The organism is Aminobacter carboxidus (assembly GCF_014863355.1).
Lineage (GTDB): Bacteria > Pseudomonadota > Alphaproteobacteria > Rhizobiales > Rhizobiaceae > Aminobacter > Aminobacter carboxidus.
The window spans coordinates 96,445-109,072 of the sequence record NZ_JACZEP010000006.1; the positions used below are offsets into that span (position 1 = coordinate 96,445).

Sequence of the window (12,628 nt, forward strand, 5' to 3'; positions counted from 1 at the left end):
GTAAAGTCGGTTCACGAAACCACAGCCTCAGTGCGGCGGCGGGCAAAGGAATGGCCCTCGCTATCGAAGATATGCAGCTCATCGGAGCTGGCGGCGAGCCGGATTTTGGCACCGCGCTTGACCTCGACATTGCCGGGCAGCTTGGCCACTAGCGGCTGATCAGCACGGCCGATGTCGACATAGACGAGCTGGACCTCGCCCAGCTGCTCGACATAATCGACGAGGCCTTCGAACAGATAGTCATCGCCGGTCGCGACATAGAGATCCTCGGGCCGGACGCCGAAGCTGACAGCCTTGCCCTGGGCCTCGGCGGGCGTTGCCACCGGCACCGAGGTCTTGTGGCCACCGAGATGGCTGACCAGGCTGGTCTCGCCCGTCCTGTCGATGGTGCCGCCAACGATGTTCATCGCCGGCGAGCCGATGAACTGGGCGACGAACAGATTGCCGGGGTGCTTGTAGAGTTCCATCGGCGTGCCGACCTGCTCGATGCGGCCGTCCTTGAGAACGACGATGCGGTCGGCCAGCGTCATCGCCTCGACCTGGTCGTGGGTGACGTAGATCATCGTGGTGTTGGGCATCGATTCCTTGAGCTTAGCGATCTCGATGCGGGTCGCGACGCGCAACGCCGCGTCGAGGTTCGACAGCGGTTCGTCGAACAGGAAGACCTTGGGGTTGCGCACGATGGCGCGGCCGATGGCGACGCGCTGGCGCTGGCCGCCCGACATCGCCTTGGGCAGGCGGTCGAGATATTTGGTCAGCTGTAGGATTTCAGCCGCGGCGCGGACACGCTTGTCGATCTCGGCCTTGCTTTCCTTGGCGATCTTCATGCCGAAAGCCATGTTGTCGTAGACAGTCATGTGCGGATAGAGCGCGTAGGACTGGAACACCATGGCGATGCCGCGCTTGGATGGCGGGATGTCGTTGACCTTCTCGCCGGCGATCTCGAGCGTACCGCCGGTGATCTCCTCGAGCCCGGCGATCGAGCGCAAAAGCGTCGACTTTCCGCAGCCCGAGGGGCCGACGAAGACGATGAACTCGCCCGATTTGATGTCGAGGTCGATGCCGTGGAGAATGTGCAGATTGCCGTATGACTTCTTGACGTCCCTGAGCGTTAGATCGGCCATGGTTTCCTCCCAGAATCTTCTTTTTTAGCGGTCAGACGAAGCGCCCGAACCAGGCGCCGTAACCACCAAGCCGGACTGCGCCGGCATTGGCATTTCCATCGAGCCCGTGTCCCGGCAGGGGCTGCAGGCCTCGACCTCCGAGGTCGACGTTAGCTGCTGTGCTGCCAAGATTGAAGACGCAGACGATTTCCTCGTTGCCTTCGCGGCGGGTGAAGGCAACGGTGTCGCCATCTGCCTTGAGGAACGAGATGTCGCCCTTGGCCAACGCCGGATGGGCGCGGCGGAAGGCAAGGAAGCGGCGGTAATGTTCGAGCAGCGAGGCGGTGTCGCCTTGCTGGGTGTCGACGGCCTTGGTGAGATGCTCCGCCGGCACCGGCAGCCATGGCTTGACTGATGAGAAACCGCCATTTTGGGCATCCTTGTTCCACACCATCGGCGTGCGGCAGCCGTCGCGGCCCTTGAATTCGGGCCAGAAGCGGATGCCGTAGGGGTCCTGCAGATCCTCGAAGGCGAGGCCGGCCTCGGTCAGGCCGAGTTCTTCGCCCTGGTAGATGCAGACCGAGCCGCGCAGCGACATCATCAGCGCCGAGATCACCTTGAGATAGGCGGTGCCATCGGCCTCGCCGATGCCCCAGCGCGAGGCATGACGGACGACGTCGTGGTTGGAAAAGGCCCAGCACGACCAGCCGTCGCTGGCCGCCTTGCCGAAGTCTTCCAGCACGGTGCGCACCTTCGTTGCGGTGATCTTTTCCGGCGCCAGGAAGTCGAAGGCGTAGCACATCTGCACCTTGTCGCCGCCGGCGGTATAGGAGGCAACGACCTCGAGGCCGCGTTGGGAATCGCCGACTTCGCCGACTGCCGCTGCCGCCGGATACTCGTCGAGCACGGCGCGGAAACGGGCGAGGAATTCGAGGTTCTCGGGCCGGCTCTTGTCGTAGATGTGGTCCTGGAAATTGTAGGGGTTCACCGCCGGTGCGGTCTGGTCGTTGCGCTGTTCCGGCGGCAGTGCGGGATTGTCTTCGAGGCCGGCCGAATGGAAGTAGAAGTTGATGGTGTCGAGGCGGAAGCCGTCGACGCCGCGGTCGAGCCAGAAGCGGGTGACGTCGAGCAGCGCGTCCTGGACGTCGCGGTTGTGGAAGTTGAGGTCGGGCTGCTCGGACAGGAAATTGTGCAGGTAATACTGCATCCGGCGCGTGTCCCACTGCCAGGCCGATCCGCCGAAGATCGACAGCCAGTTGTTGGGCGGGCTGCCATCCGGCTTGGCGTCGGCCCAGACGTACCAGTCAGCCTTGGCGTTGTCGCGGCTCGAACGGCTTTCCTTGAACCAGGGGTGCAGGTCGGAGGTGTGCGAGATGACGCCGTCGATCATCACCTTGAGGCCGAGGCGGTGTGCCTCCGATATCATCGCGTCGAAGTCGGCTAGCGTGCCGAACATCGGGTCGATGTCGAGATAGTCTGATATGTCGTAGCCGAAGTCCTTCATCGGCGACTTGAAGAACGGCGAGATCCAGACAGCGTCTGCGCCAAGGTCGGCGATGTGCGGCAGCCGCTCGATGATGCCCTGGAGATCGCCGATGCCGTCGCCATTGGAGTCCTGGTAGCTGCGGGGGTAGATCTGGTAGATCACCGCCCCCCGCCACCAGTCGCGGTCCATTGCGATTTCAGGGTTTTCGATCTTGCGCATTGCGGCTTGCATGGAGCTAGCCTCCCTTGACTGAACCCGCGAGCAGGCCGCGGACGAAATAACGTTGAAGCGAGAAGAACACGATCAACGGCACGATGATGGTGACGAAGGCCGAGGTGGTGAGGATTTCCCAGTCGCCGCCGCGCGAGCCGAGCAGTGCATTGAGCTTGCCGGTGAGCACCAACTGGTCGGAACCTGAGCCCAGGAAAACCATCGCCACCAGAAGGTCGTTCCAGACCCAGAGGAACTGGAAGATGGCGAAGGAGGCCAGCACCGGGAACGACAACGGGAGCACGATCTTGACGAAGATCTCGAAGTCGCTGGCACCGTCGATGCGCGCCGACTCCATGATCTCGCGCGGCAGGCCGGCGATGTAGCTGCGCAAGAGGTAGATGGCGAAGGGTAGCCCGAAGCCGGTATGCGCCAGCCATATGCCGAGATAGGTCTTGGCCGGCACGCCGAAGAACAGGCCAACGCCGTTGTAGAGCTTGAGCAGCGGGATCAGCGACATCTGCAGCGGCACGACGAGCAGGCCGATGATGACGGCGATCAGCAAAGCGCGGCCGGGAAAGCGCATCCAGGCGAGCGCATAGGCGGCATAGGCAGCGATCAGGATCGGGATGATGGTCGCTGGAATGGTGACCGTCAGCGAGTTGATGAATGAGCGGCCGATGCCTTCCGAAAACAGCACTGTGCGGTAGTTGTCGGTGGTGAAGCGCGGCGGCGCCGACGATGCGTAATAGACGCGCTGGCCGCGGTCGCCCTCGAAGGCTTTGGGCGACTGCATGACGAAGGAACCGTCGGCGTTGAGCTGAAGTGAAACGCCTTCGCCGAGATCGGCAACCGCGCCGGCTTCGTATTGCGTCGGTTGCTGCGCCTTGGTGCCGAAGGCGCTGATGTTGCGGGCCGGACCATCACCGAAGATGTTGCCCTCGATGACGAACTTGCCATCTTTTTCGATCTGAGCCGAAGCACCCGGCAGGCGGCCGGCTTCGGTCTGCGACGAGGTCGAAAGTGCTGTCCACCAGCCCGAGACGATGAGTTGATCCTTGTCGCGCAGCGAGCTGACCAGGATACCGAGCGTCGGGATGGTCCAGATGGCGACGAAGACGAGAACCGCGATGTGGACGCCGAAACGGCCGAGGAAGGACTTTCCGCTTGAGCTTGCCATTTGTCAGTGCCCTCCCCCACCTTCGCGATTGGCCTGGCGGATGTTCCAGATCATGATCGGAACGACGGCCAGCATGATGATGACGGCGATTGCCGCGCCGCGGCCGAAGTCGCCGCCGCCGCGGAACATCCAGTCGAACATCAGATTGGCCAGCACCTGGCTGTTCCACTGGCCGTTGGTCATGGTCAGCACGATGTCGAAGACCTTGAGCACCAGGATGGTGATGGTGGTCCAGACGACCGCGATGGTGCCCCAGATCTGCGGAACCATGATCTTCCAGAAAATCTGGAACGGGTTGGCGCCGTCGATGACCGCCGCCTCGATGGTTTCTTCGGGGATGCCGCGCAGGGCCGACGACAGGATGACCATGGCAAAGCCGGTCTGGATCCAGATCAGGATGACCATCAGGAAGAAGTTGTTCCAGAATGGCGTCGAGATCCACACCTGCGGGGTGCCCCCGAGATACTGCACGGCAGCGTTGAGGATGCCGATCTGGGTCTGGCCTTCGGCGCGGTACTCGTAGACGAACTTCCAGATCACGCTGGCGCCGACGAACGAGATGGCGAGCGGCAGGAAGACCAGGCTCTTGGCGATATTGCCCCACCAGATCTTGTCGGTGAGCACGGCGATGATCAGGCCGAAGAAGGTGCAGGCGGCCGGCACGACGGCGAGCCACAGCAGGTTGTTGAAGATCGAACTGCGGAATTCGCGGTCGCCTAAGGCCCAGCTGTAATTGGCAAGGCCGACGAAATTCTCGCCGCCGCGATCCATGAAGGAAAGCCTCAGCGTCTCGATCACAGGATAGACGAGATAGACGGTGACGATCAGCATCGCCGGGCCGACGAACAGCCATGGCCGGATCAGGCCCTGGCGGCGCAGATTGTCGACGGCGGCAGCGCCGGAAACGCCGCGCGACGGAAACACCGTGTCGAGGATCTTGTTGGCGCCCCAGTAATAGACGACGCAACCGCCGACGCCGATAATGATGGTGAAAATGGCCGAAAGTATCTGTGCCGTCATGGGATCAGTCCCTTTCAACGGGCTGGTTCGAGCAGACTGCCAGTGTTGGTGGACGCCGGCCTCAACCGTTCTCCGCGACCCCGGGCAGCCCACTCCCGGCGGGAGGGGGGAACCGGGAGCGGCGCCGCCGGACCTTCTCCCCGTCGGGGAGAAGGTGGCCGCGGAGCGGCCGGTCAGAGGGCTTCGCTTGCGCTAAGCCTTACTTGATCGCGTCCCAGCTCTTTTGGATGTCGCCGGCGACATCGGCTGCGGGCTTGCCGCTGACGAGGTCGATCATGCCGGTCCAGAAGGCGCCGGCGCCGATCTTGCCGGGCATCAGGTCGGAGCCATCGAAGCGGAAGGTCGAGGCGTTGACCAGGATGTCACCCTGCTTCTTCAGCGCGTCGTTGGCATAAGCCTCCTTGTTCGCCGTCTTGAGCGGGGTCAGGAAGCCCGACTGCGCCATCCAGATCTCGTGGGCCAGCGGCATCTTCAGGAAGTCGATGAAGGCGCGCGCGGACTTCGAATCCTTGGCGATGGTGAACAGCGTGCCGCCGCCGAGCACAGGATTGCCGAGCTCGGGCTTGGCGGCAAGAGGCGGCAGGTAGAAGAAGTCCGCACCCTCGCCAAGCTTGGTGCCTTCAGGGAAGAAGGACGAGATGAACGATGCCTGGCGGTGCAGGTAGCATTTGGGCGGAACCGCAAACAGGCCTTTGGGACTGTCGCGGAAGTCGGTCGCGGACACCGCTGCCTTGCCGCCGTCGACATACTTGTCGTTGGTTGCGATCTTGGCGAAGATGTCGAGCGCGTTGACGACGGCCGGATCGTTGAACGGGATCTCGTTCTTGGTCCACTTGTCATAGACGTCGGGCGCCTGGGTGCGCAGCATGATGTCTTCGACCCAGTCGGTGGCTGGCCAGCCGGTGGCACCGCCCGAACCCAGGCCTATGCACCATGGCACGCCGCCATCGGCAACGATCTTGTCGGTCAGGGCCTGCATCTCTTCCCAGGTCTTGGGAACCTCATAACCGGCTTCCTCGAAGTTCTCCGGCACGTACCAGACCAGCGACTTCAAATCGGCCTTGAAGGGGAACCCGTAGAAACCGGCCTTGCCTTCCTTGTCGTTGTAGGTGCCGAGATCGACCCAGGACTGGCCGGCGCCGTAGTTGTCCTTGACAAAATTGGCGGTGCCCTCATCGAGCGGGGTCAGCAGGCCCTTGGAGGCCAGATCCTGGATCAGGCCGGGCTGCGGCAGGATGGCGATGTTGGGCGGGCTGCCGGCCTGGGTGTCGATGACGATCTGCTGCTCGTAGTTCTCCGACGACGAGTAGTTGATCGTGACACCGGTGGCCTCGCTGAAATAGTCGAGCACCGAGCGGGCCAACGCTTCGTCTTCGCCGCGCCACGGCCCGAAGATCGAGAGCGTCTCGCCCTTCAGGTCGACCTTCTTGAGTTCGTCGAAATTTGCCCAGGTGAAACGGGCGTCCTCGCCCGGCTTGAACTTCAGCTCCGCCGACGCGGGCGCGCTCAGGGCGACGGCAGCAAAAGCCACGCCCAGCAACAGGGTCTTCCTCATGGTCTTCCTCCCAGTGGATCGAAAACTCCGGACGGAACCTCCATTCCGCCCGCCTGCACCGCCCTGAACTGTGCCCCAGTCTTGCGCAAGCTGCAATACATCACGCAACGGCATTTCAAAGCGCTTTGGATGCCCTCATCACGCCACCGGAATTGCCAAGAGTCAAGAGGCACGGTCAGCTAATCGATTTAATTTTGGCAGAAGCGTGCGCTGCAGCATGCTTTTTGGGCGTTGCGATAGTAGATTTCGCTTCAAAGCAAGCATTCCGACGCGTATTCTTGCCAGTGTGACGCGCCTGCTTCGCTCGACGATCGAGGGGAGCTCAATTGAAAGCGCTTTGGGAATTGGAGTCGAGGTGAACCTCAAGCAGCTGTCGCTGATGCTCGAACTTTCGCAGACGACGGTGAGCCGTGCGCTGAACGGCTATCCGGAGGTCAGCGAAGAGACGCGCCGCCGGGTCACCGATGCCGCCAAGCGCCACGGCTACCGGCCGAACCCGAGCGCGCGCCGGCTGGCGACCGGCAAGGCCGGGATGATCGGCTATGTCATGCCGACGGGGGCATCGGTCGACATCGATCCGCATTTCGTCGAGTTCCTGTCGGGCCTCGGCGACTATGCCCGCGGCCACGAGCTCGACCTGGTGCTGAGCCCGGCGGATGCCCTGGACGAGGAAACGACCTACCGGCGTATCGTCGCCAACAAACAGGTCGACGCGCTTTACATCTCGGCTCCCTACAGCGCCGACAAGCGCGTGGCGCTTGCCCATCAGCTCGGCATCCCCTTCATCGTGCATGGCCGCAGCGAAGGGCTCGAATTCGACTATCCGTTCATCGACATCGACAATGAGGGCGCGTTCCACGACGCGACGCGGCTGCTCGTCCAGCTCGGCCACAAGCGGGTGGCGCTGATCAATGGCGACGACACCCAGACCTTCGCCATTTTCCGCGAGCGCGGCGTAAGAAGGGCGCTGTCGGAAAGCGGGCTGGTGCTGGAGCCGAAGAACATCCGCTCGGAAGTCATGACCGAGGAGAACGGCTATCGCGCCGCGCGCCGGCTGCTGGAAGCGGCGGACGCGCCGACGGCGATCGTCTGCTCGAGCCTGCTGATGGCGCTCGGCATCGTGCGTGCGGCGCGCGACCTCAACCTTGTGATGCCACGCGACCTGTCGCTGGTCAGCCATGACGACGTCTTCCACTGGCTGAAGCCGGAGCATTTCTCGGTGCCGTTGACGACGACGCGTTCGTCGATCCGCGCTGCCGGCGCCCGCGTCGCGGAGCGGCTGGCGGCCCGGATCTCGGGGCTGGAGGATGGCGCGCGCGGCGAAATCTGGCCGGTCGACCTGGTGGTACGCGGGTCGATTTCAGGGGTGAGGTAACAAAGGCGCAGGCTATTCCTGCGGCATCTCGGCGGCGTTGTAGACGTGGCGGGCGGCAAGCAGGGCTGCGAGTTCGCTGTCGCCGGCGATCACCGCACGCAGGATGCCGGCATGCTCTTCCCAGTTCTGGCGGCCGCGGCGCTTGCTGATCGGCGCAAACAGCATCACGGTGCGGTCGCGCAGCGAGCGCACCATGTCCTGCAGCACGGAATTGGCGGCAACGGTCGCCAGCGCTTCATGGAATTCGGTGTTCTGGCGCGACAAAAGCACCGGGTCGTCAGTGTCGGCAAGCTTGGCGCCATCGTCGAGGATGCGCTGCAGGGCGGCGATCTGCTCGGGGTCGTGGCGCTTGGCCGCCAGCTTGGCGTTGAGCGCTTCGAGCGTGGCGCGGACCTCGACCAGCTCGCGCTTCTGGTCTTCGCTGAACACCGTGACCGAAGCGCCGCGGCGCGGCTCGATGGTGACGATGCCCTCGGCGGCAAGCTCACGCAGCGCCTCGCGCACCGGCATGCGCGACACGCCCATCTCCTCGGAGAGGCGGCCTTCGACCAGCCTTTCGCCGACACCGATTTCGCCGCTGACGATGCGCTCGCGCAAGGCGGCGGTGATCAGCTTGGTGAGCGGAGCGTGGATTTCCCCGAGTACGACGGTCATGGTCTTACACTTCCTGTGGAAAGGGTCGAATCAACCTGCGGAAGCAACGCCTTGTGCCGGATGATATAGCGTCCGGGCTTTGGAGTACAATATTCAATCCACACCATCAATTATGCCTATCGCCGGCCACCAAGCGAGCCGGGCTGCGCCATGGAGCGGGCCAAACAGCATACCGTCACGGCCAAGGGCCATCGCCTGCGAGGAGCCGGCTGGCAACTCCGGGTTGAAGTCTGGCCAATCGTGCGTTGCCGGCGCGCCATCGCGCACAAATGCCGCCCAGGCCGCCATCATGGCCTGGGAAAGGGCATCGGTGGCGTCATCCGCGCCGACCTTGGCGGCGAAATGGGGATGGCGATGGGTGCCGAAGACGAAGGGCACACAAGCGGCATGCGGCGTGCCGCCGGTCACGGCGAGCGGCCAGGCGAAATCGTAGAAGAAGACAGGCGAGCCGCGACGTGCATGGCGGGCCGCATAGCGCCAGACCGGGGCGCGGAAGACGAGGTCTGAGTAGATGGCAAGCCAGATCGCATCGGAGCCGGCTTCGGGCATGGCGGCGCGATAGCCGGCGAGGATCGCCGCGGGCGATGGCGCGGGGTCGAACGGATAATGCAGCGCGATCAGCCGCACCAGCGCCGCTTCGAATGGCTCGCCCGGCCCGGGTGGCGAAAGTGCGGAAAGCTTGACGCCATCGGGCAGAGCGAGGTCGTACCAGAATTTCGCTTCGTCGCGGGTGAAGCCGATCAGCAGCGGCACGTCGGCGAGCACGCCTTCATGCGGCCAGGCATGGACGAGCGCGCCGTCGAGCGTCGGCGCCGTACGCGGCCGGGGAAACCGCCTGGCGAAATCGGCGTCGCGCAGCAGCGCGGCTTCGCGGCGGACGAGGTCGGTGCCGGCGAGATCGCGCAAGCCGGCGACTGTAGTGCCAAGGGACGTGGCGACCGCCTCGGTATATTCGCCAGCGTCGTGGAGGCCGACGAACATCGGCGGTTGGAACAGCGGCGGGCTCTGGGCGATGACGGTGCGAAACAGGCCACGGTTACAGGGATTTTGGGCGATCAGCACGACGTTGGCGGCACCTGAAGATTGGCCCGCGATCGTCACTTTGTGCGGATCGCCGCCGAAGGCTGCGATGGTCTCCTGGACCCAGCGCAGGCCGGCGATCTTGTCCTGCAAACCCCAGTTGGCGCAGAACCCAGTGTCCGGGTCGACGAGATCAGGATGTGCCAGACCGCCCAGTGGTCCGAGCCGGTAGTTCACCGTCACGACGACGATGCCGTGCTCGCAGGCGAGGCCAAATCCGTCGCAGGCGGCAGCGCCGCCATGACCGTTACGTGTCGCCCCGCCGTGGAACCAGACCAGGACGGGCGCATTGCGCGCATCGACTGGCGCCCAGACATTCAGCGTCAGGCAGTCCTCGTCCATGTTGATGATCGGATCGTTGAGCCAGGTCTGGCTGCCGGCGAGGTGCTGCGGTGCCGCCGGACCTATCCGGTCAGCCTGGAGTATGCCGGTCCAGTTCGGCGTAGGCCTCGGCGAACGCAGCCTGAAAGCACCGATCGGCGCTGCCGCATAGGGGACGCCGAGAAAATGGTCGACGCCGTCATGCCGTCGCCCGGCGAGGCGGCCGGCGGGCGTTTCAACCATAATTTCCGTGTTGCCCATCGCCCGCGACTGCTGCCTTGCGCTATTCGGCCGGCACGAGCGTGTGCTGGAAATTGAAGGCGTCGGCGTAGATGAAGCCGGGATTGGCGCCGTTTTCGACGAACAGTTTTTTGGCGCTCGAAATCATGTTGGGCGAACCGCACATGTAGATCGCATGCTCGGAGAAGTCGCGAATGTCTTCGCTGGCGACCTCCTGGACGTAGCCTTGCCGACCGCTCCAGTTCGGGCTGGGCCGCGAGAGCACCGGCACATACTGGAAGTCGCACAACCGCTCGCCCCAGGACTGGATCTCGTCATGCAGATAGAGATCCTCCTCGCTGCGCATGCCCCAGTAGAGCGACACCGGCGGACAATCGGGATCATCCATCAGCGATTCCAGGATGCTTTTGATGGGTGCCAAGCCGGTGCCCGTCGCCACCATCACGATGGGCCGGAAGTCTTCCTTGCGGCAGCAGAACAGGCCGTGCGGCAGTTCTACGTCGAGCCTGTCGCCGGCGTTGAGCCGCAGCAACTGGCCGCCGGTGAAGTGGCCATCGCGGACGCGGCGGATGTGCAAGTCGACGGTCTTGCCGTTGGGCACCGATGCCATGGAGAAGCTGCGCTTGTTGCCGTCGCCAAGCAGCAGGTTGAGATATTGCCCGGGACGGTAGACCAGCTCTTCGGCGCCAGGGATCGCAAGGGTCAGGTGGACGACATCGCGGCCGAGGTGGCGGACGGATTCCACGGTCGCGGTATACCGTTTCGGATCGGAGCACGGCTCCATCGGGCGTTCGGTCGAGATCAGCAGGTCGCTTTCGGGCCGCGCCTGGCAGGCCAGCGCGAAGCCCTCCTCCTCATCCTCCGGTGTCAGCGCCAGCGGATATTCGTCATAACGCACGCAGCCTTCCATCAGCCGCACGCGGCAGGTGCCGCAGCCACCCTCGGTGCAATCGTGCAGCAGTTGGATGCCCTGGCGGATCGCCGCCATCAGCACGGATTCTTCAGCGGCAACGGTAAACTGGTCCTCGGTTTCGAGGACGCGCACAACATGGTCCATCCATGTCTCCACTAAGGTTGGATGCGGCGCCGCCGCTTCGGTCACTTCTTGATGTCAGCCTGGACCAGGACCTTGTGTCCCATGGGCTCCAGCATGGCCTGCAAGGCGGCGAGCGCTGCCACGCCGCAGGCGATGTCCTGCTCGCCATTGCCGCCGCTCAAGCCGACCCCGCCGATGACGTCGCCGTCGACGACGACGGGAAAGCCGCCGACGAAGGCGGCGAAGCGGCCCTCGAAGCTGAGCTGGATGCCGAAGGCTTCGTTGCCGGGCAGAGCCGGGCCATTTGGCGGGGTGGTGAACAGATGCGTCGAGCGCTTGTGCCCGGCGGCGGTGAAGGCCTTGTTCCAGGCGATCTGAGGACCAGTGACACGGGCGCCGTTCATGCGCTCCAGCGCGATCGGATAGCCGCCGTCATCGGCGATGCAGACGGTTTCAGGAACATTGAGTTCCAGCGCCTTGGCAACCGCCGCGGCGACCATCACGCGAGCTTCTTCAAGTTCGAGTTTAAGGACCTGTTTCACGTCGTTATCGTCCGGCAATGGTTGGCAATTTGAAGGGACGCACGAGGCAGGCAAGCCACCCCGCGCGCTCCCCACTATGGCGAAGGATCAGGCGGCGAGGAGTTCCTCAAGCGGCAGTTCGGCCGCGACATAGTCGTTGTAGAGCGCGGTGGTGTAGAGCAGCCGCATCTGGGCGCCGACCTCACAGATCTTGAGGCAGCGCTGCTGCATCTCGACGGTGCGGGCATGTTCCAGGACGATCTGGTAGCCGCGTTCGCCATGGATCTCGTCGGAGACGATGTGCAGGTCGAAGAACTCGACCTCCTCGTCGGTGAAGCCATATTTGTCGCGCAGCGTCGGCGTCTGCTTGCGGTAGATCGACGGCACCTGGGATTCGAGCCCGACGACGAGGCCGGCAACGGCAACGATCGGGTCTTCGCGCATGGCCACCGCATAGCACCAGCTCTGCAGCGCGCGTGTCGTCGGCGACATGTTGTCGGGGTCGCGCATCCTGTCGCCCGTCGTGCCGCAGGCTTCGCCGAAACGGACGAGCAGGTCGGTGTGGCGGTCGCCGCCGATCTCTTCCTCATACATGTTGGCCAGCAGGAAATCCTTGGCCTCGGTATAGCCCTCCGGCATGCGGGCATAGATGTAGCCGAGGTAATCCGCGAACGGCCCGACATAGTGGTAGTGGTTCTCGGCCCAGCGGGCGAGATGGTCGCGGCTCAGCTTGCCGCTCGCCCAGCCAACGCTGAACGGCGACTTGTTGGCGCTCTTGCCCTTGATGGCGTTTTCCAGCGCCGTGCGGAACTCGTCCGGATTCATTGCAACGGTCATTCACTGCTCC

At 63.8% G+C, this 12,628-nt stretch carries 11 protein-coding genes; 1 reads left to right on the plus strand and 10 read right to left on the minus strand.

The window, feature by feature from the left end; translation table 11 throughout:
* Positions 1 to 11 precede the first annotated feature (11 nt).
* From IHE39_RS19095 to IHE39_RS19115, 5 genes are all read right to left on the minus strand, one after another.
* A complete protein-coding gene (locus IHE39_RS19095; protein WP_192567599.1) occupies positions 12 to 1,124 on the minus strand; it encodes an ABC transporter ATP-binding protein in 1,113 nt (370 codons plus the stop codon).
* Between the two features lie 31 nt (positions 1,125 to 1,155).
* Positions 1,156 to 2,820 (minus strand): beta-galactosidase BglA, encoded by a 1,665-nt coding sequence (gene bglA / locus IHE39_RS19100; protein ID WP_184769887.1) that lies wholly within the window; start codon positions 2,818 to 2,820, stop codon positions 1,156 to 1,158.
* 4 nt (positions 2,821 to 2,824) lie between these two features.
* Positions 2,825 to 3,979 carry a carbohydrate ABC transporter permease gene (locus IHE39_RS19105; RefSeq protein WP_192567600.1) on the minus strand — a complete coding sequence of 385 codons (1,155 nt, stop codon included), beginning with the start codon at positions 3,977 to 3,979 and terminating at the stop codon, positions 2,825 to 2,827.
* 3 nt (positions 3,980 to 3,982) lie between these two features.
* Positions 3,983 to 4,999: a carbohydrate ABC transporter permease gene (locus IHE39_RS19110; protein ID WP_184769885.1), complete on the minus strand. Its 1,017-nt coding sequence runs from the start codon at positions 4,997 to 4,999 to the stop codon at positions 3,983 to 3,985.
* A 199-nt stretch (positions 5,000 to 5,198) separates the two neighbouring features.
* On the minus strand, positions 5,199 to 6,554 hold the full coding sequence (locus IHE39_RS19115; RefSeq protein WP_184769884.1) for an ABC transporter substrate-binding protein: 1,356 nt from the start codon (positions 6,552 to 6,554) through the stop codon (positions 5,199 to 5,201).
* Positions 6,555 to 6,909: 355 nt separating this feature from the next.
* Here IHE39_RS19115 and IHE39_RS19120 point away from each other — a divergent pair, with 355 nt between their 5' ends.
* Positions 6,910 to 7,929 carry a substrate-binding domain-containing protein gene (locus IHE39_RS19120; RefSeq protein WP_184769883.1) on the plus strand — a complete coding sequence of 340 codons (1,020 nt, stop codon included), beginning with the start codon at positions 6,910 to 6,912 and terminating at the stop codon, positions 7,927 to 7,929.
* A gap of 12 nt (positions 7,930 to 7,941) precedes the next feature.
* Here IHE39_RS19120 and IHE39_RS19125 read toward each other — a convergent pair whose 3' ends face one another.
* The 5 genes from IHE39_RS19125 to IHE39_RS19145 all read right to left on the minus strand — a co-directional run bounded on the left by IHE39_RS19125 (position 7,942) and on the right by IHE39_RS19145 (position 12,618).
* Complete coding sequence (locus IHE39_RS19125) at positions 7,942 to 8,583, minus strand: GntR family transcriptional regulator (protein ID WP_184769882.1); 642 nt, start codon at positions 8,581 to 8,583, stop codon at positions 7,942 to 7,944.
* Positions 8,584 to 8,676: 93 nt separating this feature from the next.
* Complete coding sequence (locus IHE39_RS19130; RefSeq protein WP_192567601.1) at positions 8,677 to 10,227, minus strand: carboxylesterase/lipase family protein; 1,551 nt, start codon at positions 10,225 to 10,227, stop codon at positions 8,677 to 8,679.
* Between the two features lie 40 nt (positions 10,228 to 10,267).
* Positions 10,268 to 11,281, minus strand: a complete 1,014-nt coding sequence (locus tag IHE39_RS19135; protein ID WP_192567602.1) for a 2Fe-2S iron-sulfur cluster-binding protein — start codon at positions 11,279 to 11,281, stop codon at positions 10,268 to 10,270.
* 41 nt (positions 11,282 to 11,322) lie between these two features.
* Positions 11,323 to 11,802: a heme-binding protein gene (locus IHE39_RS19140; RefSeq protein ID WP_192567603.1), complete on the minus strand. Its 480-nt coding sequence runs from the start codon at positions 11,800 to 11,802 to the stop codon at positions 11,323 to 11,325.
* Positions 11,803 to 11,889: 87 nt separating this feature from the next.
* Positions 11,890 to 12,618, minus strand: coding sequence for an iron-containing redox enzyme family protein (locus IHE39_RS19145; protein ID WP_184769878.1), 729 nt, complete (start codon positions 12,616 to 12,618; stop codon positions 11,890 to 11,892).
* Positions 12,619 to 12,628: the final 10 nt, after the last annotated feature.

Coding starts and splice junctions, on each gene's coding strand:
- IHE39_RS19095 (WP_192567599.1), bottom strand. CDS start 1,124: ATGGCCGATCTAACGCTCAGGGACGTCAAGAAGTCATACGGCAATCTG.
- bglA (WP_184769887.1), bottom strand. CDS start 2,820: ATGCAAGCCGCAATGCGCAAGATCGAAAACCCTGAAATCGCAATGGAC.
- IHE39_RS19105 (WP_192567600.1), bottom strand. CDS start 3,979: ATGGCAAGCTCAAGCGGAAAGTCCTTCCTCGGCCGTTTCGGCGTCCAC.
- IHE39_RS19110 (WP_184769885.1), bottom strand. CDS start 4,999: ATGACGGCACAGATACTTTCGGCCATTTTCACCATCATTATCGGCGTC.
- IHE39_RS19115 (WP_184769884.1), bottom strand. CDS start 6,554: ATGAGGAAGACCCTGTTGCTGGGCGTGGCTTTTGCTGCCGTCGCCCTG.
- IHE39_RS19125 (WP_184769882.1), bottom strand. CDS start 8,583: ATGACCGTCGTACTCGGGGAAATCCACGCTCCGCTCACCAAGCTGATC.
- IHE39_RS19130 (WP_192567601.1), bottom strand. CDS start 10,227: ATGGTTGAAACGCCCGCCGGCCGCCTCGCCGGGCGACGGCATGACGGC.
- IHE39_RS19135 (WP_192567602.1), bottom strand. CDS start 11,281: ATGGACCATGTTGTGCGCGTCCTCGAAACCGAGGACCAGTTTACCGTT.
- IHE39_RS19145 (WP_184769878.1), bottom strand. CDS start 12,618: ATGACCGTTGCAATGAATCCGGACGAGTTCCGCACGGCGCTGGAAAAC.